Here is a 22592-nt window from a genome sequence, read left to right as displayed (position 1 = left end):
GGGGAGAGGGGAAAGGCCTATTCTTTCCTTCTTCCCCGCATCCCCTGAAACAGCTCCGCCACGTCCACAAAATAGTCGGTCAGATAGTTGATACACACCTGCACTTTGAGCGGCAGCTTGTCCTTTTCGGTATACAGGGCGTAGACCGGGCGCGGATCGGATTGATAGCGAGGGAAAAGGATCTCCAGCACGCCGCTGTTGATCTCATTGATCACCCACATCAACGGTACGTAGGCGATCCCGGCCCCGGCTACCAGCCAGCGCGAAATGGTCATCGGATCGTTAGTGACAAACCTCCCCTCCGGCAGCAGTTTGGTGGAGATCCCTTCCGGGGCAATCAGCTCGAATTCATTGTCGGGCCGCACGCTGTACTCCAGCCAGGAGTGATTGGTGAGATCCGCGGGTTTCTCCGGAACGCCGTACTGCGCCAGATAGCTTTTCGAGGCGCAGACAACCATGGGCATGCTGCCCAGTCGACGCGAGAAGAGGCTGGAATCCTGCAGTGCGCCGACGCGGATCACCACGTCCAGCCCATCGGCGATCAGATCCGGCGCCGGGATACCCGTCACCAGATTGACGGTAAGCCCGGGGTACTCCTTCAGCATATCCGCGGTCATGGCAGCGAGTACATTTTGTGCCATAGTTGAAGAACACCCTATACGGAGTGTGCCGATCGGGGTGTTGTTAAAGGCGTAGAGCTGTTCATGGACGTCCTGCACTTCGTGCATCATGCGTCGGCAGCCCTGATAGTAAATTTTACCCGCCTCCGTCAGCCCAATGCTGCGGGTACTGCGGTTGAGCAGCTTGACCTGTAACTCATCTTCCAGTTTAGAGACCGTCTGGCTAATGGATGAGACGCTCATCTGAAGCTGACGTGCCGCGGCGGTAAACGAACCCAGTTCAACCACTTTTGCGAAGACCGACATGCGTTTTAAACGTTCCATTGTTCACTCTGACTTAAAAGTGATTTAGATCACATATTATAGATAACAGCATAACAGTTACGTTAATATATTATTAATTACATAACGGCTGCGCCATTCTCGCCCGACGTTTCTTGCTCTTCTGCGATGGCGTGCGCTAAAAAATTCTGAAGCCTGCACTCTCTCTTATCAAGGTCAACATGAGTCTGTTTCCCGTTATCGTGGTGTTCGGTCTGTCGTTCCCACCGATATTTTTCGAGCTACTTTTATCACTGGCGATCTTCTGGCTGGTGCGCAAGGTGCTGGTCCCTACCGGGATTTACGATTTCGTCTGGCACCCTGCATTGTTCAATACCGCGCTGTATTGCTGCCTGTTTTACCTGATATCGCGCATGTTTGTCTGAGGTTGATGTGAAAACGCTAACAAGAAAAATCTCCCGCACTGCCATCACGATGGCGCTGGTTATCCTCGCCTTCATCGCTATTTTTCGTGCCTGGGTCTATTACACCGAATCACCGTGGACGCGTGATGCGCGCTTCAGCGCGGATGTGGTGGCAATAGCCCCTGACGTGGCCGGTCTTATCACGGCGGTCAACGTCCACGATAACCAGCTGGTGAAAAAAGATCAGGTTCTGTTCACCATCGACCAGCCTCGTTACCAGAAAGCGCTGGAAGAGGCGGAAGCGGACGTGGCCTATTACCAGGCGCTGGCTGCGGAGAAACGCCGCGAGGCAGGCCGCCGTAACCAGCTGGGCGTTCAGGCTATGTCCCGTGAAGAGATTGACCAGTCTAATAACGTGCTGCAAACCGTGCTGCACCAGCTGGCGAAAGCGCAAGCCACGCGCGATCTCGCTAAGCTCGATCTGGAGCGCACCGTGATCCGTGCGCCATCCGATGGCTGGGTCACTAACCTCAATGTCTATGCCGGGGAGTTTATTACCCGTGGCTCCACTGCCGTGGCGCTGGTTAAACAGAACTCCTTCTACGTGCTCGCCTATATGGAAGAGACCAAGCTGGAAGGCGTGCGTCCGGGTTATCGTGCGGAAATCACGCCGCTGGGCAGTAACCGCGTCTTCAAAGGTACCGTCGACAGTGTCGCAGCAGGGGTGACCAACTCCAGCAGCTCTAACGATACTAAAGGAATGGCGACGGTGGATTCCAACCTGGAATGGGTGCGTCTGGCGCAGCGTGTGCCGGTACGTATTCACCTTGATGAACAGCAGGGCAACCTGTGGCCAGCGGGGACCACGGCGACGGTGGTGATCACCGGTGAAAAAGATCGGGATGCCAGCCAGGACTCATTCTTCCGTAAAATTGCTCATCGCCTGCGCGAGTTTGGTTAATCGCCATGGGTATCTTTTCCATCGCCAGCCAGCACATTCGCTTCGCCGTGAAGCTGGCCTGTGCCATTGTGCTGGCGCTGTTTGTTGGCTTTCACTTCCAGCTTGAAACCCCTCGCTGGGCGGTCCTGACGGCTGCAATAGTTGCGGCTGGTCCTGCCTTTGCCGCGGGCGGGGAACCCTATTCTGGCGCGATCCGCTATCGTGGGATGCTGCGTATCATCGGGACGTTTATCGGCTGTTTCGCGGCACTCACCATTATTATTCTGATGATCCGCACGCCATTGCTGATGCTGATGGTGTGCTGTATCTGGGCGGGTTTCTGCACCTGGATTTCGTCTCTGGTGAAAGTGGAAAACTCCTACGCCTGGGGGCTGGCGGGTTATACCGCGCTGATTATTATCATCACCATTCAGTCTGAACCTTTGCTCGCGCCGCAGTTTGCCGTGGAGCGCTGCAGCGAGATTGTGATCGGTATTGTGAGTGCGATTGTCGCTGACCTGCTTTTCTCTCCACGCTCCATCAAACAGGAAGTCGACCGTGAACTTGACGCGCTGATCGTTGCCCAGTACCAGCTGATGCAGCTGTGCATTAAGCATGGCGACAGTGAAGAGGTGGATAACGCCTGGAGCGGGCTGGTTCGCCGGACGCAGGCGCTGGAGGGGATGCGTAGCAACCTCAACATGGAGTCCTCGCGCTGGGCCCGTGCGAACCGCCGCCTGAAAGCCCTCAATACTGTCTCCCTGACGCTGATTACCCAGGCGTGTGAAACGTATCTCATCCAGAACACCCGTCCGGAAGCGGTCACCGATACGTTCCGTGAGCTGTTTGCCGAGCCGGTGGAAACCGTGCAGGACGTGCATAAACAGCTTAAGCGTATGCGTCGGGTGATCGCCTGGACCGGGGAGCGCGACACGCCGGTGACCATCTACACCTGGGTCGGGGCCGCGACGCGCTATCTGCTGCTGAAACGTGGCGTGATCGGCAACACCAAAATTAGCGCGGCGGAAGAAGAGGTCCTCCAGGGTGAAGTGGTCATCAAGGCCGAATCTGCCGAACGTCACCACGCGATGGTCAACTTCTGGCGTACCACGCTTGCCTGTATGCTCGGTACGCTGTTCTGGTTGTGGACAGGCTGGACGTCTGGCAGCGGCGCGATGGTGATGATTGCCGTTGTGACCGCACTGGCGATGCGTCTGCCTAACCCGCGTATGGTTGCCGTTGATTTCCTCTACGGTACCATTGCCGCCCTGCCGATAGGGGCGCTCTATTTCCTGGTCATCATCCCGTCGACGCAACAAAGCATGTTGCTGCTCTGTATTAGCCTGGCGGTGATGGCGTTCTTTATCGGCATTGAAGTGCAAAAGCGTCGCCTGGGATCGCTGGGGGCGCTGGCGAGTACGATTAACATCATCGTGCTCGATAACCCGATGACTTTCCATTTCAGCCAGTTCCTCGACAGCGCGCTGGGCCAGCTGGTGGGCTGTTTCCTGGCGATGATGGTCATTCTGCTGGTGCGAGATAACTCACAGGCGCGGACGGGGCGTGTGTTATTGAATCAGTTTGTTTCTGCCGCCGTGTCGTCGATGACCACCAATACCGCGCGTCGTAAAGAGAACCACCTCCCGGCGCTCTATCAGCAGCTGTTTTTACTGCTGAACAAGTTTCCGGGCGACATCGCGAAGTTCCGCCTGGCGTTAACCATGATTATCGCGCACCAGCGTCTGCGCAGTGCACCGGTGCCGATCAACGACGATCTCTCCGCCTGGCACCGTCAGCTGCGTCGTACCGCGGACCATGTGCTTTCCGCCAGCAGTGATGACAAACGTCGCCGTTACTTTACGCAGCTCCTTGAAGAGCTCGATATCTATCAGGAAAAGCTTAAGCACTGGGATGCACCGCTTCAGGTCACCGAACCGGTAGGGCGGCTGGCGCTGATGCTGCGTCGCTATCAAAATGCCCTCACGGATAACTGAATGAAGTAAAAAAACCGACGCCAAAAGCGTCGGTTTTTTTGTGGCTATACTTATTCCAGCACGTTCTTACATTCAGAAAGGGAGGACACATGACGACCCAGGCGCTTCAGGACAATACCCTTTTTCAGACCGGCTATCTGGTTAACGGCCTCTGGAAACCGCTGGATACGACGTTTGATGTGCTTAACCCGGCTACCGGGGAAGTCATCGCCCGCGTCGCGAAAGCCGGCAAAGCAGAGACCGAAGCAGCAATTGCTGCCGCCACCCAGGCTTTCCCTGCATGGCGCGCCAAAACCGCGAAAGAGCGTTCGGCCATTCTTTACCGCTGGTACGAACTGATTATTGAGAATAAAAGCTGGCTCGGACGGCTAATGACCACCGAACAGGGTAAGCCCCTGAAAGAAGCGGAAGGTGAAGTGGAGTACGCCGCCAGCTTTATCCAGTGGTTTGCCGAAGAGGCCAAGCGTGCGAACGGTGAAATTATTCCGCCGATCAAACCCGGCTCGCGCATTCTGGCGACCCGTGAACCGATAGGTGTTGTCGCGGCTATCACGCCGTGGAACTTCCCGATGGCGATGCTCACCCGCAAGTTAGGTCCGGCGCTGGCAGCCGGATGCACCGGGGTAATCAAACCGGCCAATAACACGCCGCTCAGCGCTTTTGCGCTGCTGACGCTGGCAAAACAGGCCGGCGTACCGGATGGGGTACTCAACGCGGTCGCCGGGAATACGCACGAAATCAGCGACGCGATTATGGCCAGCCGGGACGTGCGAAAAATCTCCTTCACCGGCTCGACATCGGTTGGCAAAACGCTGGTGCGTAACGCCGCAGAAACCATGAAAAAAGTCTCGATGGAGCTGGGGGGAAATGCTCCGTACATCGTCTTTGAGGATGCAGACATCGACGCGGCTGTGAAAGGCGCGATCGCCAATAAGTTTCGCAATGCCGGGCAGGTGTGCGTCAGCGTGAACCGCTTCTATATTCAGGAAACCGTCTACGACAAATTCGTGAATAAACTTGCTGATGCAGTGAATGCGCTGAAGGTGGGAAATGGTCTTGAGGACGGCGTCGTCGTCGGGCCGTTGATTGAAGGCGCGGCGGTCGACAAGGTACGTGAACATGTTGACGACGCTGTTGCGCGTGGCGCAACCGTGCTGGCGGGCGGTAAACCTCATTCCCTTGGCGGCAATTTCTGGATGCCAACCATACTGGGGGACTGTCATGAAGGGATGAAGCTGGCAGAAGAGGAGACGTTTGGCCCGGTCGCGGCGTGCTTCCGTTTCACCTCAGAAGATGAAGTCATCCAGCGTGCCAACAACACGCCTTATGGTCTGGCGGCGTACTTCTATACCCAGAATCTCTCGCGGGTCTTCCGCGTTTCACAGGCAATTGAAAGCGGAATGATTGGGATTAACGAGTGCGCCGTCTCCACAGAGCTGGGGCCCTTTGGCGGCGTGAAAGAATCCGGCCTGGGGCGTGAGGGATCGGTGCTGGGGCTGGAAGAGTATCTGGAAGTTAAAACCCTGCATATCGGGGGATTATAATAGATGGAGCGGCATCTGCCGCTCGCCTGGACTGGTGGCTGGTAATGAAAACCTATACCTTTGATTTTGATGAGATAGACAGTCAGGAAGACTTCTATCGGGAATTTACTCGGGTGTTTGATCTTGAACGGCAAAGCGTGACGAATCTGGATACGCTGTGGGATGTGGTAACCGGCAGTCTGTTGCCGCTACCGCTGGAAATAGAGTTTATCCATCTGCCCGATAAGCTGCGCAGACGTTTCGGGGCGCTGATATTACTGTTCGATGAAGCGGAAGAAGAGCTGGAAGGACAACTGCGTTTCAATGCTCGCCACTGAGCAAGCCATAAAAAAGCCCCTGACCATCAGGCCAGGGGCAAGTCGTATGATGAGATACGACGAGGGTTTATTTATACAATTCTGCCGTGGCATGCCAGTGGTCACCCTGATTCAGTTCGGTGACGCGATAGCTGCTGGCGCCTGCTTTTTCAGCTTTGGCGGCAAGTTCCTGACGGATATCCATCGGTGAGCCGGTGACCGACGTGACGGATACGCTGCCCATACGCTGCAGATTTTGTGCCTGGTCGGCATTCACTTGCTGTACGGCTGCGCTTGCGCTGAAAGAGAGAACGGATGCCAGACCGAGGGTTGCGATGATAAATTTGGTTTTCATAGTCTTTACTCCTGGAAAAGGTTTTTTGCTCAACGGCGAGAAGGGTTGAACCGCTATTTTTATGCCTGGTGCCGTTGAGTGGAGAATTACATCTTCAGTGATAACTAAAACTTATTTGTACAGCTCTGCGGTTGCGTGCCAGTGGTCACCGGAACGCGCTTCGATGATGCGATAAGATGATGCACCTTTTTCTTCCGCTTTTTTGTTCAGCATTTCATGCATGTCCATTGGCGACGTGCCGACTGCACCGACCGAAACCGTACCGATTGCCTCACGGGATTGTGCCTGGTCAGCATTAATAGCGTCAGCCGCGAAAGCACCGAAGGACAGGACAGACAGGACGCTCAGCGCCGCTACAGTAGTTTTGATTTTCATGATTCTTACCTCGTCGAATTTTTTAGTGGGGTCTTGTTTCGTGACCCTCATCACAAAATCAAGTATACACTAATAACGGCAAAAATTAATACCAGACTAATGGTTTCCTGTGTTATTACGTGTTAAATACACCGTTTTTTATAACCAAAATGCATAATATTGAGTGATTTTTGAGCTTTATGTGTGGTTAAATCTAAGAAAATCATATGGATACCTGCTTTTGATTTTTTGTGCGATTTTTTGATTTATCATTCACCAGATGAATGTTAATAGGCGGTAAAAAGCACTATTTGTTAAAACCAGAGGCAGTGGAATGCAGGGGAAAAGGAGGCTGGAGCAGGATGTTCCCCGTAGCAGCGCTACGGGGAGAGTGGATTACAGTTCCTGTTCGAACAGAACCAGAATCGCTTCGTGGAGATCTTTTACGGAGAAACCGCTGGCCGGGGTGGTAAAAATGGTGTCGTCGCCTGCGATGGTACCCAGGATGCCCTCCGTTTTACCTAACGAGTCCAGCATGCGGGCAATCAGCTGTGCGGCACCAGGGCTTGTGTGGATCACCACCACGGCGTCGTTATAGTCGATATCCAGAACCAGATTTTTGAGGGGGCTGGAAGTGGTCGGCACGCCAAGTTCAGCCGGCAGGCAATAGACCATCTCCATCTTCGCGTTACGGGTACGTACCGCGCCAAACTTAGTTAACATGCGGGAGACTTTCGACTGATTGATGTTATCGAAACCTTGTTCCTGCAGCGCCTGAACAATTTCTCCCTGAGAACTGAATTTCTCTTCTTTGAGTAGCGCTTTAAACGCCTTTACTAATTCTTCTTGCTTAGACGAGCTTCGCATAAGTCACCCGGAATATGACGAAAGAAACAACATTATTATGCATGTGGATGAATTTTTATGCAAATTATCTACTCAGCGCAAGGCTGAAATAATGTTATGAAAGGGAGTGATTTTATCAGATTTCGTTATCAGAAAACATGCCTGGGTCACGCCACGCAAATAAGCTTAAAAGTAAATTAAATGTTATCAAAATGATGTTGTTTTGGTGGCGGGGCAGGGTGTATTGTAACCCCCTCTTAATGCGTTGCCTTCTGTCGTCAGATAGCCTTCTGATGGGAGATAAAGACGCGTGACCTCAAATTCTTTAGCTTCGAAAATTGTAATTAAAGACTTGCTGAATTAAGGTCGCGGCAACGGATTTACAGATACTTAAGTTAACCATAATAAGGAGTTTAGGATGAAAGTCGCAGTCCTCGGCGCTGCTGGTGGTATCGGCCAGGCGCTTGCCCTACTACTGAAAACCCAACTGCCTTCAGGCTCAGAACTCTCCCTGTACGATATTGCTCCGGTAACCCCAGGTGTGGCGGTTGACCTAAGCCACATCCCGACAGCTGTAAAAATCAAAGGCTTCTCCGGTGAAGATGCACGTCCTGCACTGCAGGGTGCTGACGTGGTGCTGATTTCTGCAGGCGTAGCGCGTAAGCCAGGCATGGATCGTTCAGACCTGTTCAACGTCAACGCGGGCATCGTGAAAAACCTGGTGCAGCAGATCGCTGAAGTCTGCCCGAAAGCGTGCATCGGCATCATCACTAACCCAGTGAACACCACCGTCGCTATCGCGGCAGAAGTGCTGAAGAAAGCAGGTGTTTACGATAAAAACAAACTGTTCGGCGTGACCACGCTGGATATCATCCGTTCCAACACCTTTGTTGCTGAGCTGAAAGGCAAACAGCCAACAGAAGTGGAAGTGCCTGTCATTGGCGGTCACTCTGGTGTCACCATTCTGCCTCTGCTGTCGCAGATCCCAGGCGTGAGCTTTACCGAGCAGGAAGTGGCTGACCTGACCAAACGTATTCAGAACGCGGGCACCGAAGTGGTGGAAGCGAAGGCGGGTGGCGGTTCTGCAACGCTGTCTATGGGCCAGGCGGCGGCACGTTTCGGTCTGTCACTGGTTCGCGCTCTGCAGGGCGAAAAAGGCGTTGTTGAATGCGCTTACGTTGAAGGCGATGGCGAACATGCCCGCTTCTTCTCTCAGCCGCTGCTGCTGGGTAAAAATGGTATTGAAGAACGTAAGTCTATCGGTACGCTGAGCGCGTTTGAGCAAAACGCGATGGAAGGCATGCTGGATACGCTGAAGAAAGATATCACGCTGGGCGAAGAGTTCGTTAATAAGTAAAACGAGCCAACTGCCGTAGGCCGGGTAAGCGTTAGCGCCACCCGGCAAAAAAAAACCGAAGCACTGACTGGCTTCGGTTTTTTTATGGCTGTCAGTTTGTTGCCGGATATTCCTGAACCGTCACATGCAGCGTCAGTTTTTTATCGTTACGCATGACTTCAACAGGGATGATCGAACCCGGACGAATTTCTGCCACCTGGTCCATCGTCTCCAGGGCAGAGACGGCCGGTGTGCCGTTAACCGAGACAATGACATCATTCACCTGAATCCCCGCGTTAGCCGCCGGACCGCCAGGCGATACCTCGTTGACCACAATGCCCTGAATCTGATCGATACCGCCGCCCTGGGTATGCATCGGTGCAATTTCGCGCCCGCCAATGCCGATATAGCCGCGGATGACGCGCCCGTCGCGAATCAGCTTATCCATAATCTTGGTCGCCAGCTGGAAGGGAATAGCAAAGCCGATCCCCTCCGGCGTCTCGCCGTCGTTGCTCTTATCGAACGAGAGGGTATTGATGCCCATCAGTTCGCCCAGCGAGTTAACCAGCGCGCCACCCGAGTTACCGTGGTTGATTGACGCATCGGTTTGCAGGAAATTCTGCCGCCCTGACGGGTTAAGGCCAATTCGACCGGTTGCGCTGATAATCCCCTGCGTGATCGTCTGGCCGAGGTTGTAAGGGTTACCGATAGCCAGGACCACATCGCCAATGTGTGGCGTGCGTTTGCGGTTAATCGGAATGACCGGCAAACCCCCGGTGGCATTGATTTTGAGCACGGCAAGGTCGGTCAGGCTGTCAGAACCCACCAGCAATGCTTCAAACACGCGGCCATCCTGCAGGGCAACGATGATTTGGTCGGCATCGTTGATCACATGTTTGTTGGTAATAATGTAGCCGCGCTCGTCCATAATCACCCCGGAGCCCAGCGTGCGGATCTCAAGCTGGTTATGGGCCGAGCTATTGAGGCCGCGGTTATAAACGTTAACCACGGCAGGGGCGGCACGGCGAACGGCCGTGTTATAGGTTGCTGGCGTTTCATCCGCGCTGTCGAACTGGGGAGCGGACAGTTTATTGAACTGACGCAAAGACGGCATCGCCAGCAGCAGCAGGCCAGCGACAATCAAACCGATAACAATGGAACGTAAGAGCTTTGAAAGCATGATGCGCGTGTCGTGATAAAAGGAACGATTTGCAGCATAACATGAGTTATCCGGACATCACACGCAGCGGTGATGTCCGGGATAGCAAATGCTTAGCGCAACAGAATGTAGATGGACTCATTGCCGCGCATAACCTGCAGGGCAATGACCGCCGGCTTGCTCTCCAGCACTTTGCGAAGTTCAGCGATGGATTGCACGCGATTACGGTTTACGCCAATGATGACGTCTTCCTGATGCAATCCGGCCTGCGCGGCAGGGCTGCTCTTCTCAACGGTGTCGATGCGAATGCCTTTCGTACCGTCTTTCAGTTGTCCGTCGCTCAACGTCGCCCCTTGCAGCGCAGGGGCGATAAGCTCCGCGCTGGCCGATGACGAGGTACTCTTATCCAGTGTCACTTCGACGTTCAACGGCTTACCGTCACGGATCAGACCGAGTTTCACCTTCGCACCGGGCTCAGTCGTGGCAATACGCGAGCGCAATTCAGCAAAGCTGCTCAGCGGCTTATCGTTGAGGCTGACGATTACATCGCCTGATTTGATGCCTGCTTTTGCCGAGCCGGAGTTTGGCAGCACTTCGCTGACAAAAGCACCACGCTGCACGTTAATATTGAACGCCTTCGCAATATCCGCACTCATCTCCATGCCTTTGATACCCAACAGCCCGCGTTTGACTTCGCCAAACTGGATAAGCTGCTGTGCCAGCGTTTTGGCCATATTGCTCGGGATAGCAAAGCCGATCCCGATACTGCCGCCGCCCGGCGCCAGTATCGCTGTGTTAATCCCAATCAGCTCACCGTTAAGGTTGAGCAACGCCCCGCCGGAGTTCCCGCGGTTGATCGAGGCATCGGTCTGGATAAAGTTTTCCAGACCTTCCAGATTCAGGCCGCTACGTCCCAGCGCAGAGATAATGCCGGAGGTGGCGGTTTGTCCTAAACCAAAGGGGTTGCCCACGGCAACGGCAAAATCACCGACGCGGAGTTTGTCGGAATCCGCAATGGCAATCTGGGTCAGGTTGCTCGGGTTTTGTACCTGCAGCAGTGCGATGTCACTCTGGTCATCGCCGCCAATCAGTTTGGCGTCAAATTCGCGACCATCGTTCAGCTGTACGCTGATTTTATCGGCCTGGCTGATGACATGATTGTTGGTCAGGATATAGCCTTTGGCCGCATCAATAATGACGCCGGAACCCAGACCTTCAAAGGGTTGTGCCTGCTGGTCAGGGCCCTCATCACCAAAATATTTTTTCAGTTCTTCCGGTACGCGCTGGCTTTGTACTGCTGTGCCTTCAACCTGCACGCTGACAACCGCAGGCAACACTTTTTCCAGCATCGGCGCGAGGCTTGGAATGGCTGCTTGTCCCGGTACCTGTGAGGGCAACGCCGCACTGGCAGGGAAGGACGCCGAGAGGGATAACCCGACACTTAACGCTAAAGCGCTCAACAGCTGGTTTTTTTTCTTCATTGATGCTGACTCTCGTATCCTGGAATGAAAGAAGAACGGCCCAAAATCATGATGATGTTATTGAATTTTCTACCGCTGAACAATGAGGCGTTTGACTAAATAATAGCTGGGGACGGGAAGAAAGGACGGGCGCAAGGGATGCGCCCGTAAAATATATTCAGGTTGTGCGATTAATCGCGTTTTGCGCCACCGCGTAGCAGACCGGATGCGCCGTCAGAATAGTCACGAGGCATCTGAACCGGAGCCTGATCGTTACCGGCCTCCGAGTCTGCCAGACGGTTGCGGAACGGGTTCGTTTCCGCGGTCATTTCCGGCAGCAGGCTGCTGGAGCTCTTCGCCATATGCTGATACAGCTGACGGTAGTCGGTTGCCATATTGTCCAGCAGCTCAGCGCTACGGGCAAAGTGGCTAACCAGCTCTTCGCGATACTCTTCCAGCTCTGCTTTGTTCTTTTCCAGTTCGTACTGCAGTGACTGCTGCTGACGCAATTTGCGGTTACCGAAACGCATGGCCACAGCACCGATCACGATGCCGACGACTAAACCGATTAGCGCATATTCCCAGGTCATGAACTTCTCCCGTTGTCTTGTTGTTCCGTAGGGTGTTGGCTCGGCTCCTGCCTGTGCCTGATAATGCCACTATAACCGCTATTTCCGCAGAAGTGGAATCCTGACGTATCATCGCGTAGTGTAGAACGGCCTTTTTTTCATCAGTCACGCCTGCTGGTGAGCGTTAATTGAAGGAATAACAATAAGATTATGCAAAACCTGTCCCCTGCGTCGCGATATCAACAGGCCCTTAACGAGGGCACGCACCAACCAGATGATGTTCAACGTGAGGCGGTAAACCGCCTGGAGATGATTTATCAGGAACTCACGGCAAAACCCGCTGACGTTGATCAGAGCAGTGGGCTAAAAGCGGCATTTGGACGATTGCTCGGTAAAAAAACGCCACAGACTCAGGCTCCGGTGCGTGGTTTATATATGTGGGGCGGGGTCGGGCGCGGAAAAACCTGGCTGATGGACCTGTTCTATCTCAGCCTGCCTGGCGCACGTAAGCAGCGTCTTCACTTTCACCGTTTTATGCTGCGGGTGCATGAGGAACTGACCGCGCTGCAGGGCAAAAGCGATCCGCTGGAGATTGTGGCCGACAGATTCAAGGCGGAAACAGACGTGCTCTGCTTCGATGAGTTTTTTGTGTCTGACATCACCGACGCCATGCTGCTAGGCGGCCTGATGAAAGCCCTGTTCGCCCGAGGGATCACGCTGGTGGCGACTTCGAATATTCCGCCGGACGAGCTCTATCGCAACGGCCTGCAACGGGCGCGCTTCTTGCCCGCTATTGATGCTATTAAGCAACACTGCGACATCATGAACGTGGATGCCGGGGTGGATTACCGGTTACGCACGCTGACCCAGGCCCATTTGTGGCTTTCGCCGCTCAATGCGGAGACTACCCGCGAGATGGATAAACTGTGGCTGGCGCTGGCGGGCACAAAACGTGAACATGCACCGACGCTGGAGATAAACCATCGCCCGTTGCCAACGCTCGGCGTCGAAAACCAAACGCTGGCGGTCTCCTTTACGACGCTCTGCGTGGATGCCCGTAGTCAGCACGACTACATTGCGCTTTCGCGTCTCTTCCACACCGTGATGGTACTGGATGTGCCGGTGATGACGAAACTGAAGGAAAGTGAAGCGCGACGCTTCATTGCCCTGGTGGACGAGTTTTATGAGCGCCACGTTAAGCTGGTGGTCAGCGCCGAGGTACCTTTATATGAGATCTACCAGGGCGAGCGGCTTAAGTTTGAGTTCCAGCGCTGCCTGTCGCGCCTGCAGGAGATGCAGAGCGAGGAATACCTGAAGCGGGAGCATATGCCATAAATGCCACCCTCTCCCGTGGAGAGGGGCTGGGGGTGAGGTAAATGCTCCCCTCTCCCTGTGGGAGAGGGGCCGGGGGTGAGGGCACCAGACCGCACAATACTTAACCCCGAAAAACCCATTCCAAATCACATTTAAGGGTCGATCTTTGACCTCAACTTCTCTATAATCTTGCGACCCCACGTTACGAGAAGGTTTTTTTCCCGAAACTTTCTATGTGTCGGCATGTGCTATTCGAAGGGGTAGGTTTGCCGGACTTTGTCGTGTGAACCTCAACTGACTAAACGTTTGGGTGTTCACCAACGTGTAACTTATTATTTGGGTAAGCTTTTAATGAAAACTTTTACAGCTAAACCAGAAACCGTACAGCGCGACTGGTATGTTGTTGACGCGACCGGTAAAACTCTGGGCCGTCTGGCTACTGAACTGGCTCGTCGCCTGCGCGGTAAGCATAAAGCGGAATACACTCCGCACGTTGATACCGGTGATTACATCATCGTTCTGAACGCTGATAAAGTTGCTGTAACCGGCAACAAGCGTACTGACAAAATGTACTACCACCACACCGGCCACATCGGTGGTATCAAAGAAGCGACCTTTGAAGAGATGATTGCTCGCCGTCCTGAGCGTGTGATTGAAATCGCGGTTAAAGGCATGCTGCCAAAAGGCCCGCTGGGTCGTGCTATGTTCCGTAAACTGAAAGTTTACGCAGGCAACGAGCACAACCACGCGGCACAGCAACCGCAAGTTCTTGACATCTAATCGGGATTATAGGCAATGGCTGAAAATCAATACTACGGCACTGGTCGCCGCAAAAGTTCCGCAGCTCGCGTTTTCATCAAACCGGGCAGTGGTAAAATCGTAATCAACCAGCGTTCTCTGGAACAATACTTCGGTCGCGAAACTGCCCGCATGGTAGTTCGCCAGCCGCTGGAACTGGTTGACATGGTAGAAAAACTGGATCTGTACATCACCGTTAAAGGTGGTGGTATCTCCGGTCAGGCAGGTGCGATCCGTCACGGTATCACCCGCGCTCTGATGGAGTACGACGAATCCCTGCGTTCTGAACTGCGTAAAGCTGGCTTCGTTACTCGTGACGCTCGTCAGGTTGAACGTAAGAAAGTGGGTCTGCGTAAAGCACGTCGTCGTCCACAGTTCTCCAAACGTTAATCCATTCTGCTTACGCAGAACGATTGGCGAAAAACCCGCTTCGGCGGGTTTTTTTATGGATAATGCGCAGGTTATCCACAATATCCATGCATATATCTTCTCTTTTTCCTCTTTTCCAGAATCCCCTCACCACAAAGCCATCAAAATCTGGTAAACTATCATCCAATTTTCTGCCCAAATGTCGGTGAATACTCGATTTTTGTTCGATTCCTGAACAATGTGTCTTCTCTGGGATGGGCGATACAACATCTGGCTGGCCCCTGTTGGGCCGGTAGCAGTAAAAATTCTGAATATACCTGGAGGTTTTCATGGCTGTCGCTGCCAACAAACGTTCGGTAATGACGCTGTTTTCTGGTCCTACTGACATTTATAGCCATCAGGTTCGTATCGTGCTGGCCGAGAAAGGTGTCAGTTTTGAGATCGAGCATGTGGAAAAGGATAACCCGCCTCAGGATCTGATCGATCTCAACCCGAGCCAAAGCGTACCGACGCTGGTGGATCGCGAGCTGACCCTGTGGGAATCCCGTATCATTATGGAATACCTGGATGAGCGTTTCCCGCATCCGCCGCTGATGCCTGTTTACCCTGTTGCGCGTGGTGAAAGCCGCCTGTACATGCAGCGTATCGAAAAAGACTGGTACTCGCTGATGAACGTCATCACCAGCGGTTCTGCTTCTGAAGCCGATGCAGCGCGTAAGCAACTGCGTGAAGAGCTGCTCGCCATTGCCCCTGTGTTTGGCCAAAAACCCTTCTTCCTGAGCGATGAGTTCAGCCTGGTGGATTGCTACCTGGCGCCGCTGCTGTGGCGTCTGCCAACCCTGGGCGTAGAGTTCAGCGGTCCTGGCGCGAAAGAGCTGAAGGGCTATATGACCCGCGTATTTGAGCGCGACTCTTTCCTGGCATCTTTAACTGAACCGGAACGTGAAATGCGTCTCGGCCGAGGCTAATGACTGTGGAAATGTCACAACTGACCCCACGCCGTCCGTATCTGCTGCGCGCCTTCTATGAATGGCTGCTGGATAACCAGCTCACGCCGCACCTGGTTGTGGATGTGACGTTGCCGGGCGTGCTGGTTCCAATGGAATATGCACGCGACGGACAAATCGTACTGAACATCGCGCCACGCGCGGTGGGTAACCTCGAACTGGCCAACGACGAAGTGCGCTTTAACGCGCGTTTCGGCGGTGTACCGCGTCAGGTTTCTGTGCCGCTGGCTGCGGTGCTGGCGATTTATGCGCGTGAAAACGGTGCAGGCACCATGTTTGAGCCGGAAGCGGCGTATGACGAAGACGCAATTCACGTCAATGACGATGAAGAAGCTGGCGCTGAAGGTGAAACGGTCATGTCGGTGATCGACGGCGATAAGCCCGACCATCACGACGACGACGATCCTGATGACACACCGCCGCCGCGCGGTGGTCGTCCAGCACTACGCGTAGTGAAATAAATCCGCTTGCGGCCTGTTTATTAAAAGCCAGTGATATCACTGGCTTTTTTTTATTCTTATTTCAAATAATCGTGACGATAGGTATAAACAAGCATTGTTTATACCTCTTGATTCTTCATCACTTGGTTAATAATTAAATGGATTTATAATTCCTGTGAATTATTGTGATTTAAGCCAATATCAAAACAGTGATAAAAGTAAAGGTAAATTTTGGGTAATATTATTTTTTTGATGTTAATCTCCTTTTTAAACGAGTAATTCCTTAATAAATTAAGGAATTAATCATTTTTTTGATATTCTTAATATCAAAATTAATTTTGCTAAATTGCATGTATTTATAAAAATAATATTATGGGCGCATGCTGACAAGCATGACTACAATCAGTAATCGGTAAAGGCATTTACCATTACGTGATTTAATATTGCAATTTCTCGTATGTTAAGGATTAACAAGTGAAAAAAGTATTACTCGCTACCGCCCTTTCTCTGTGTGTAACATCAGCATTTGCTGCTAACCCTACCGCTGTTCTGAAGGTTAAGGGTACGCTGACAAATGCAGCATGTACGCCAACATTAAGTAATGGTGGTACCGTTGACTACGGTACAATTAATCTGGGCAATTTGAGTGCTACAGCGGTTAACCAGCTGGGTCAGAAAAATATCGACCTGACCATTAATTGCACCGCGGCAACGAAAGTCTCCTGGAACATGGTTGACGATCGCAAAGATTCAAACGCGAAACTCGAAGTTGAGAATGGCATGTTTGGTGGGGATTCTCAGACTTCTGAAAGCCAGCTTTATGGTGTCGGTAAAACTGCAGGTGCAACACCAGTAAGCATCGGTTCTTATTCAATGTTTGTTAAAACTGACAGCGTAGTGGCTGATGGCGCTACTGTTGATCCAATTTACCAGCAGGGCTCTGCAGGTGTATGGACTAAGAGCAGCAACGGTTCTACTCAGGGCGACAACTATCGTGATTTCACCGTTGCGACTGTTGGCTCTTTGGCTCCTCTGGCGTTCGAAACTGCAACCTTCCCACTGGTAACCTCCCTGGCGATCCAGGATACCACCACGCTGGCGATCACTGATGACACCCAGCTTGACGGTCAGGTAACAATCAGTCTGCGTTATCTGTAAGACTTTTTAATCGAGTAAATGTTATTTAATTACCGGAGAGTAAATGCGCTGCATTTACTCTCTTTTTAACGGCGCGATAAACATGGACTGTTCTGTTGTTGCTTTCAAGGAGATATTATTATGCAAGGTTTAAAATCCACTTTAATTAATACACTTATTACTGCCACATTATTGTCTGCCAGTGTTGCTGTACATGCAGAAGGCATGGTGCCTGAAACCAGTCTGTTAATCATTGATGAAGCGACGCACAGTGGAACGATAAACGTCAAGAATACCGACTCGCACCCTTCACTTTTATATACAAATGTCGTTGATCTGCCGGATGATACCGGTCTTAAGCTTATTGCGACGCAGCCAGTGGTACGTCTTGAGCCAGGTCAGACGCAGCAGTTGCGCTTTATTCTTCAGAATAAACAACCGTTGGACGTTGAGCATTATAAACGCGTCACGTTCGACGGTATTCCACCTAAAAACGATGATAAAAAAATCAAGATCGGTATAAACATTCGCCAGGATATCCCCGTGCTTATTCGTCCGGCATCTCTGGGAGTGGTTACTGATGCCTGGAAGTTCCTTAAGTGGTCTTCAAACGGCGCGTCTGTCACCGTGAAAAACCCTAGCAAATATGTGGTCCGTCTTGGGCAGAACGTAATGCTGCTGCCTTCAGGTGTGAGTGCCACTCTGTCCAAAACCTACATTCTTCCTGGCGAAACGCTAACGGCTGATATGAAAAAGAAAGTCAGCGGTGACAGCAGCGTTAAGTTTTTCCCGGCCAGCCGCTATGGCGTTGAGGTACCGAGCTTTACATCGGAATTAAATAAATAGGGATATGACGGTGATTAAACAAAGCCGCCTTGCATTTTGTGTCCGCGCCATTCTTTGCGGCACATTACCTCTGGTATTACTTGATTCGACATCCGTCCTGGCGAGGGAAGTCACCTTCGATACGGGGATTATGCAAACGCTGGGGTTGAATAAAGATCTCAACCATTACTTCGCTGAAGCACCGCGATTTTTACCCGGAACCCACTCCGTTTCGGTGAAGGTCAATGGGAAAGAGCGAGGAATGGCTGCAGTTCGTTTCAACAAAGATGGCGTGCTTTGCTTTGACAACGATCTCATGGAGTTTGCCGGGCTGATGCCTGTGCCAATAAAGTCCGATGAGGCGTGTCACGATATTCGTGATAACTATCCTAAAGCCATCATCAACGCTTTGCCTAACCAGGAAGCCGTTGAACTCTATCTGCCAGCTGAAGCGGTGAACAGTCTGTCGGGAGATATCAAAAACTTTCAGCATGGCGGAACGGCGGCGCTGCTGAACTATTCATTGTTCAGTACCCATAACGACTATGGTGACAACGACACTAGCCGCTACTCTCAGGCCAGCCTGGAAGCCGGATTCAACACGATGGACTGGGCGCTGCGCAGCCGTTATATCCTGACGGATGACAACGGTAGCCGAAATGCTGAAAGCATTTACACCTATGCAGAACATGTATTTGCCGCGCAGAAGATGACGATGCAGGTGGGTGAAATCAACGCCATGTCTAACGTGTTGAGCGGCGTGCCGATTACCGGCGTGCAGTTTATGCCGACCAGCGGCCTGGCGAAAACAAGCTCTGGCGTGAGTGTTTCCGGTATCGCCCAGTCTTCCCAGGCACGTGTAGAAGTCCGCCAGAACGGGCAGTTGGTCTTCAGTACCCTTGTGCCTGCTGGCCCCTTCACGCTGGATGACGTGCCCGTGGTTCGCAACAATGTGGATCTGGACGTCTCGGTGGTAGAGTCCGATGGTGCGACTAACCGGTTTATTGTCCCGGCGTCTCAGGTAAGGGCGCGCAACCTTTCACGCCCACAGGGACTGACCCTTTCTGTAGGTCAGGTGCGCAGCATCGAAAGCGAATATAGCGATCCGCTGGTAATGAACATTTCTGACGGCTGGCGCATCTCACCGTGGATGAATCTCCTGGCTTCTGGTGCAGCTGCGGAAAACTACCAGGCAGCAGGCGGCAGAACAGAGTTCCTGATAAACGATGACTGGACTCTTTCAACGGGCGCAGCAGTCAGCAGTGCAAGCTTTGGTGACAGCAGCAGCGGAGTAAAAACCGATCTGCAAAGTGATTATATCCTGAACGAGTATGTCGGTCTTTCAGGCAGTGCGACGCATTACAGCGGCGAGTACCGCGAAATGGCTGACGCAATGGATGACGATTATCAGGGATATGACAATACCTATTCTGGCAACGTTCGTTTCTCCTCCCCTCTGGCGGGGGTGTTTAGCGCAGGGTTCAACTACAACCAGACCAATGGTGGTAGGGATGACTCACGTTATCTCCTGCTGTCCTGGGGCAAGACCTTTTCGTACGCGTCAGTGTCCATGAACTGGCAAAGTGCGGTCGGTAATGTCGATGACGATCAGGACAATGAGATGTTCTACGTCAATGTGAGCATCCCGCTCGGTGGCAGTCAGTCGATCAGTTCCTATATGCGTAAACAGGGTGATAGCACCACCTATGGCGTGTCTAACAGCGGCTCGCTGGGAGACAATACGCACTATTACATCTCAGCCGATCGCGATCAGGATACCAAAGACAACAGCTTCAATGGCAACATCAACACTAACCTCCACTATACGCAGCTAAGCGTGGGGGGCGGAACCAGTGGTGATAATCAGCGGAACTACAGTGCGACATTGTCGGGTGGCGTGGCCATGCATAAAGAGGGCGTGACTTTCTCGCCGTATTCGATTCAGGATACCTTCGCGATTGCCAGACTGAGCGAGAAGAAGAGCGGCGTTGAAATTTCCACTCCGCAAGGCACCGTCTGGACCGATCCATGGGGCCAGGCCGTGGTGCCTTCTCTCAACGAATGGCATAACTCCCGCATAGAAATTGATGCTAACAAGCTGCCGCAGAGTATGACGCTTGCTAACGGCACGAAATATATCGCCGCAGGCCATGCTTCGGTCAGCGAGATTGATTTCAAAGTACTCAACAGCCGCCGCGTCATGCTGAGCGTAAAGCAGGCTAACGGTCAGCCCCTGAATAAAGGGATCTCGATTGTTGATGAGAAAGGTAACTATATCGTGACCACGGTTGATGATGGCCACGTCTTTATTAACGATGCCGATCAGCTGAGCGCCCTCTACGCGCTAGACGGTAACAATAACCGACTGTGTAAGATTGATTACACTCTGGCTGATAAGCGTGACGAAAATGCCTTCTACGAAGAAGTGAACGGAGTCTGCAGATGAACAGTCGACACTTATCGGGCTTAGTTGCCTTGCTGATGCTCGGTATGACAGGGGTAACCCATGCTGAAGACTGCCAGATCAGCCTCTCACAGCCGGTGGTGGATTATCACGAGATGCGTCGGGATACGATCGAAACGACGCAACAGGACTGGCACAAAATGGCCGATCGTGACATCACGGTCAACGTTTTCTGTCCTCAGACTCAGCAGATGGCGGTGTTACTGCGCGGTACAGCTGGAGATAAGGGGCGGTTTCTTTTTGGGCAGTCCGGTGGTGTCGCGGTCAAAATTGACAACATGACCGTCGATGGCAAAAGTTACAGTGTGGGTAAAACAGTTGATCAGCTAAATTTTACGCCTGAAAACGGTACGCCGACACCTCTCTACCTGCGTAATAACGAGGCGGTGATTGCGCTTGAGAATAACCAGGTTCCTTCCGGCCAGCAGATGAGTTTCAACGTAACGCTCTCGCCGGTTCTCAACGATAGCGCGTTCAGCCATCTGACAGATCAAACTACGCTGGAAAGTGATTTGTCCTGGAGTTTATTGACGAAGTAACCCTTCTCTTCGCGGCACTCCTTAAAAGCGGAGCTGCATGCGGGGTAGGGTGATAATCAATGGCTGTAAACCGCATAAAAAAAGCCGGAGGGTAAATACCGTCCGGCTTTTTTCTTACACTTCCAGGTAGTTCATAATCCCGTCGGCCGCTTTACGCCCTTCGGCAATGGCTGTCACCACCAGGTCAGAACCGCGAACGATATCGCCACCCGCGAAGATTTTTGGGTTGCTGGTCTGGAAAGCGTTATCGCTGCCTTCAGGGGCGATAATACGACCCTGAGAGTCAAGCTCAACGCTGTGCTTCGCCAGCCACTCCATGCTGTGAGGACGGAAACCGAACGCCATCACCACGGCATCAGCCGGGATCACATGCTCAGAGCCTGCGACAATCTCTGCACGACGACGGCCTTTCGCATCCGGCGCACCCATCTCCGTGCGCGCCATCTTCACGCCGCTCACTTTGCCGTTAGCATTCACTTCAATACCCAGAGGCTGGATGTTGAACTGGAATTCCACGCCCTCTTCACGCGCGTTTTTCACTTCGCGTTTAGAGCCCGGCATGTTCTCTTCGTCACGGCGGTAGGCGCAGATGACGTGCGCCGCATTCTGACGAATAGAGGTACGCACGCAGTCCATCGCGGTATCACCGCCACCCAGCACCACCACGCGTTTGCCTTCCATGCTGACGAACGGTTCGTCGGCGGTTTCGCCGTAGCCCATAATCTGCTTAGTATTGGCAATCAGGAACGGCAGGGCATCAAACACGCCCGGCGCGTCTTCGTTCTCCAGACCGCCGCGCATGGACTGATAGGTGCCCACGCCGAGGAACACCGCGTCGTAATCCTTCAGCAGATCGTCGAGCTGCACGTCGCGGCCCACTTCCACATTCAGTTTGAACTCAATGCCCATGCCGGTGAAGATTTCACGGCGACGGGTCATGACCTCTTTTTCCAGCTTGAAGGCCGGAATACCAAAGGTCAGCAGACCACCGATTTCCGGATGACGGTCAAAGACCACCGCCTTCACGCCGTTGCGGGTCAGCACGTCCGCACAGGCCAGGCCCGCCGGGCCCGCACCGATGATCGCCACGCGCTTATCGGTTTGCTTCACGCCGGTCATATCCGGACGCCAGCCCATCTCGAACGCTTTATCATTGATGTAGCGCTCAATGTTACCGATGGTCACCGCACCAAACTCGTCGTTCAGGGTACAGGAGCCTTCACACAGGCGGTCCTGAGGACACACACGGCCGCACACTTCCGGCAGGGTGTTGGTCTGGTGAGAGAGTTCGGCGGCTTCAAAAATACGCCCTTCGTTGGCCAGCTTCAGCCAGTTCGGGATGTAGTTATGGACCGGGCATTTCCATTCGCAATAAGGGTTACCGCAGGACAGGCAGCGGTCTGCCTGCGCTTTGGCCTGGCCTTCTGAAAACGGCTCGTAAATCTCAACAAATTCAATTTTACGGATCTTCAGCGGTTTCTTTGGCGGATCAACACGCTGCAGGTCGATAAACTGGTATACGTTCTGGCTCATCTGAATT

Annotated in this window: 23 protein-coding genes; 15 read left to right on the top strand and 8 right to left on the bottom strand. The window is 52.8% G+C overall.

What is annotated here, in order from left to right; all coding sequences use genetic code 11:
- Positions 1–17 precede the first annotated feature (17 nt).
- Complete coding sequence (gene aaeR / locus ABFI50_RS06815; RefSeq protein ID WP_045134756.1) at positions 18–944, bottom strand: HTH-type transcriptional activator AaeR; 927 nt, start codon at positions 942–944, stop codon at positions 18–20.
- 179 nt (positions 945–1123) lie between these two features.
- Between aaeR and aaeX the strand changes: the two genes are divergently transcribed.
- The 5 genes from aaeX (at position 1124) to ABFI50_RS06790 (ending at position 6101) form a co-directional block, all read left to right on the top strand.
- Positions 1124–1327, top strand: coding sequence for a p-hydroxybenzoic acid efflux pump operon protein AaeX (gene aaeX, locus ABFI50_RS06810; protein ID WP_003860416.1), 204 nt, complete (start codon positions 1124–1126; stop codon positions 1325–1327).
- 7 nt (positions 1328–1334) lie between these two features.
- A complete protein-coding gene (aaeA, locus tag ABFI50_RS06805) occupies positions 1335–2267 on the top strand; it encodes a p-hydroxybenzoic acid efflux pump subunit AaeA (protein WP_213783139.1) in 933 nt (310 codons plus the stop codon).
- Positions 2268–2272: 5 nt separating this feature from the next.
- On the top strand, positions 2273–4240 hold the full coding sequence (gene aaeB / locus ABFI50_RS06800) for a p-hydroxybenzoic acid efflux pump subunit AaeB (RefSeq protein WP_014885427.1): 1968 nt from the start codon (positions 2273–2275) through the stop codon (positions 4238–4240).
- Between the two features lie 89 nt (positions 4241–4329).
- The gene (locus ABFI50_RS06795) at positions 4330–5784 is read left to right on the top strand and encodes an NAD-dependent succinate-semialdehyde dehydrogenase (protein WP_347485682.1); all 1455 of its coding nucleotides are present in this window, start codon (positions 4330–4332) and stop codon (positions 5782–5784) included.
- Positions 5785–5828: 44 nt separating this feature from the next.
- Entirely contained in the window at positions 5829–6101 is a 273-nt protein-coding gene (locus ABFI50_RS06790; RefSeq protein WP_014885425.1) for a barstar family protein, read from the top strand.
- Positions 6102–6168: 67 nt separating this feature from the next.
- Here ABFI50_RS06790 and yhcN (ABFI50_RS06785) read toward each other — a convergent pair whose 3' ends face one another.
- From yhcN (ABFI50_RS06785) to argR, 3 genes are all read right to left on the bottom strand, one after another.
- Positions 6169–6435: a peroxide/acid stress response protein YhcN gene (gene yhcN, locus ABFI50_RS06785; protein WP_347485680.1), complete on the bottom strand. Its 267-nt coding sequence runs from the start codon at positions 6433–6435 to the stop codon at positions 6169–6171.
- Positions 6436–6546: 111 nt separating this feature from the next.
- The gene (yhcN, locus tag ABFI50_RS06780; protein WP_014885423.1) at positions 6547–6810 is read right to left on the bottom strand and encodes a peroxide/acid stress response protein YhcN; all 264 of its coding nucleotides are present in this window, start codon (positions 6808–6810) and stop codon (positions 6547–6549) included.
- Positions 6811–7185: 375 nt separating this feature from the next.
- On the bottom strand, positions 7186–7656 hold the full coding sequence (gene argR, locus ABFI50_RS06775; protein ID WP_008502836.1) for a transcriptional regulator ArgR: 471 nt from the start codon (positions 7654–7656) through the stop codon (positions 7186–7188).
- 397 nt (positions 7657–8053) lie between these two features.
- On the opposite strand from argR, the gene mdh reads away from it, so the two are divergent.
- The gene (mdh, locus tag ABFI50_RS06770) at positions 8054–8992 is read left to right on the top strand and encodes a malate dehydrogenase (protein WP_014885422.1); all 939 of its coding nucleotides are present in this window, start codon (positions 8054–8056) and stop codon (positions 8990–8992) included.
- Between the two features lie 91 nt (positions 8993–9083).
- On the opposite strand, the gene degS is transcribed toward mdh, so the two are convergent.
- The 3 genes from degS to zapG form a co-directional block, all read right to left on the bottom strand.
- Positions 9084–10151, bottom strand: a complete 1068-nt coding sequence (degS, locus tag ABFI50_RS06765) for an outer membrane-stress sensor serine endopeptidase DegS (RefSeq protein WP_014885421.1) — start codon at positions 10149–10151, stop codon at positions 9084–9086.
- A 92-nt stretch (positions 10152–10243) separates the two neighbouring features.
- Positions 10244–11611 carry a serine endoprotease DegQ gene (gene degQ / locus ABFI50_RS06760; RefSeq protein WP_023331415.1) on the bottom strand — a complete coding sequence of 456 codons (1368 nt, stop codon included), beginning with the start codon at positions 11609–11611 and terminating at the stop codon, positions 10244–10246.
- 170 nt (positions 11612–11781) lie between these two features.
- Positions 11782–12180 carry a Z-ring associated protein ZapG gene (gene zapG / locus ABFI50_RS06755; protein WP_010436126.1) on the bottom strand — a complete coding sequence of 133 codons (399 nt, stop codon included), beginning with the start codon at positions 12178–12180 and terminating at the stop codon, positions 11782–11784.
- Between the two features lie 189 nt (positions 12181–12369).
- On the opposite strand from zapG, the gene zapE reads away from it, so the two are divergent.
- From zapE to ABFI50_RS06710, 9 genes are all read left to right on the top strand, one after another.
- Entirely contained in the window at positions 12370–13494 is a 1125-nt protein-coding gene (gene zapE / locus ABFI50_RS06750; RefSeq protein WP_347485676.1) for a cell division protein ZapE, read from the top strand.
- 330 nt (positions 13495–13824) lie between these two features.
- A complete protein-coding gene (gene rplM / locus ABFI50_RS06745; RefSeq protein WP_003860434.1) occupies positions 13825–14253 on the top strand; it encodes a 50S ribosomal protein L13 in 429 nt (142 codons plus the stop codon).
- Between the two features lie 15 nt (positions 14254–14268).
- Positions 14269–14661: a 30S ribosomal protein S9 gene (gene rpsI / locus ABFI50_RS06740; protein ID WP_003860436.1), complete on the top strand. Its 393-nt coding sequence runs from the start codon at positions 14269–14271 to the stop codon at positions 14659–14661.
- 308 nt (positions 14662–14969) lie between these two features.
- The gene (gene sspA / locus ABFI50_RS06735) at positions 14970–15608 is read left to right on the top strand and encodes a stringent starvation protein SspA (protein WP_014885418.1); all 639 of its coding nucleotides are present in this window, start codon (positions 14970–14972) and stop codon (positions 15606–15608) included.
- A 5-nt stretch (positions 15609–15613) separates the two neighbouring features.
- Positions 15614–16108, top strand: a complete 495-nt coding sequence (gene sspB / locus ABFI50_RS06730; RefSeq protein WP_014885417.1) for a ClpXP protease specificity-enhancing factor — start codon at positions 15614–15616, stop codon at positions 16106–16108.
- 453 nt (positions 16109–16561) lie between these two features.
- Complete coding sequence (locus tag ABFI50_RS06725; protein WP_023337863.1) at positions 16562–17245, top strand: DUF1120 domain-containing protein; 684 nt, start codon at positions 16562–16564, stop codon at positions 17243–17245.
- A 120-nt stretch (positions 17246–17365) separates the two neighbouring features.
- The gene (locus ABFI50_RS06720; RefSeq protein ID WP_014885415.1) at positions 17366–18070 is read left to right on the top strand and encodes a fimbria/pilus chaperone family protein; all 705 of its coding nucleotides are present in this window, start codon (positions 17366–17368) and stop codon (positions 18068–18070) included.
- Positions 18071–18074: 4 nt separating this feature from the next.
- Positions 18075–20495 carry a fimbrial biogenesis usher protein gene (locus tag ABFI50_RS06715; RefSeq protein WP_063434158.1) on the top strand — a complete coding sequence of 807 codons (2421 nt, stop codon included), beginning with the start codon at positions 18075–18077 and terminating at the stop codon, positions 20493–20495.
- The gene (locus tag ABFI50_RS06710) at positions 20492–21052 is read left to right on the top strand and encodes a hypothetical protein (RefSeq protein WP_032635417.1); all 561 of its coding nucleotides are present in this window, start codon (positions 20492–20494) and stop codon (positions 21050–21052) included. Before ABFI50_RS06715 ends, ABFI50_RS06710 begins: the two co-directional genes overlap by 4 nt.
- A 114-nt stretch (positions 21053–21166) precedes the next feature.
- Here ABFI50_RS06710 and gltD read toward each other — a convergent pair whose 3' ends face one another.
- Positions 21167–22585, bottom strand: a complete 1419-nt coding sequence (gene gltD / locus ABFI50_RS06705) for a glutamate synthase subunit GltD (RefSeq protein WP_045134760.1) — start codon at positions 22583–22585, stop codon at positions 21167–21169.
- Positions 22586–22592 lie beyond the last annotated feature (7 nt).

The organism is Enterobacter sp. HNDS-6 (assembly GCF_039850505.1).
GTDB lineage: Bacteria > Pseudomonadota > Gammaproteobacteria > Enterobacterales > Enterobacteriaceae > Enterobacter > Enterobacter kobei.
Note: the sequence above shows the minus strand (reverse complement) of the source record. Positions and strands in the feature narration are given on the sequence as shown.

Coding starts and splice junctions, on each gene's coding strand:
- aaeR (WP_045134756.1), bottom strand. CDS start 944: ATGGAACGTTTAAAACGCATGTCGGTCTTCGCAAAAGTGGTTGAACTG.
- aaeX (WP_003860416.1), top strand. CDS start 1,124: ATGAGTCTGTTTCCCGTTATCGTGGTGTTCGGTCTGTCGTTCCCACCG.
- aaeB (WP_014885427.1), top strand. CDS start 2,273: ATGGGTATCTTTTCCATCGCCAGCCAGCACATTCGCTTCGCCGTGAAG.
- ABFI50_RS06795 (WP_347485682.1), top strand. CDS start 4,330: ATGACGACCCAGGCGCTTCAGGACAATACCCTTTTTCAGACCGGCTAT.
- ABFI50_RS06790 (WP_014885425.1), top strand. CDS start 5,829: ATGAAAACCTATACCTTTGATTTTGATGAGATAGACAGTCAGGAAGAC.
- yhcN (WP_347485680.1), bottom strand. CDS start 6,435: ATGAAAACCAAATTTATCATCGCAACCCTCGGTCTGGCATCCGTTCTC.
- yhcN (WP_014885423.1), bottom strand. CDS start 6,810: ATGAAAATCAAAACTACTGTAGCGGCGCTGAGCGTCCTGTCTGTCCTG.
- argR (WP_008502836.1), bottom strand. CDS start 7,656: ATGCGAAGCTCGTCTAAGCAAGAAGAATTAGTAAAGGCGTTTAAAGCG.
- mdh (WP_014885422.1), top strand. CDS start 8,054: ATGAAAGTCGCAGTCCTCGGCGCTGCTGGTGGTATCGGCCAGGCGCTT.
- degS (WP_014885421.1), bottom strand. CDS start 10,151: ATGCTTTCAAAGCTCTTACGTTCCATTGTTATCGGTTTGATTGTCGCT.
- degQ (WP_023331415.1), bottom strand. CDS start 11,611: ATGAAGAAAAAAAACCAGCTGTTGAGCGCTTTAGCGTTAAGTGTCGGG.
- zapG (WP_010436126.1), bottom strand. CDS start 12,180: ATGACCTGGGAATATGCGCTAATCGGTTTAGTCGTCGGCATCGTGATC.
- zapE (WP_347485676.1), top strand. CDS start 12,370: ATGCAAAACCTGTCCCCTGCGTCGCGATATCAACAGGCCCTTAACGAG.
- rplM (WP_003860434.1), top strand. CDS start 13,825: ATGAAAACTTTTACAGCTAAACCAGAAACCGTACAGCGCGACTGGTAT.
- rpsI (WP_003860436.1), top strand. CDS start 14,269: ATGGCTGAAAATCAATACTACGGCACTGGTCGCCGCAAAAGTTCCGCA.
- sspA (WP_014885418.1), top strand. CDS start 14,970: ATGGCTGTCGCTGCCAACAAACGTTCGGTAATGACGCTGTTTTCTGGT.
- ABFI50_RS06720 (WP_014885415.1), top strand. CDS start 17,366: ATGCAAGGTTTAAAATCCACTTTAATTAATACACTTATTACTGCCACA.
- ABFI50_RS06715 (WP_063434158.1), top strand. CDS start 18,075: ATGACGGTGATTAAACAAAGCCGCCTTGCATTTTGTGTCCGCGCCATT.
- ABFI50_RS06710 (WP_032635417.1), top strand. CDS start 20,492: ATGAACAGTCGACACTTATCGGGCTTAGTTGCCTTGCTGATGCTCGGT.
- gltD (WP_045134760.1), bottom strand. CDS start 22,585: ATGAGCCAGAACGTATACCAGTTTATCGACCTGCAGCGTGTTGATCCG.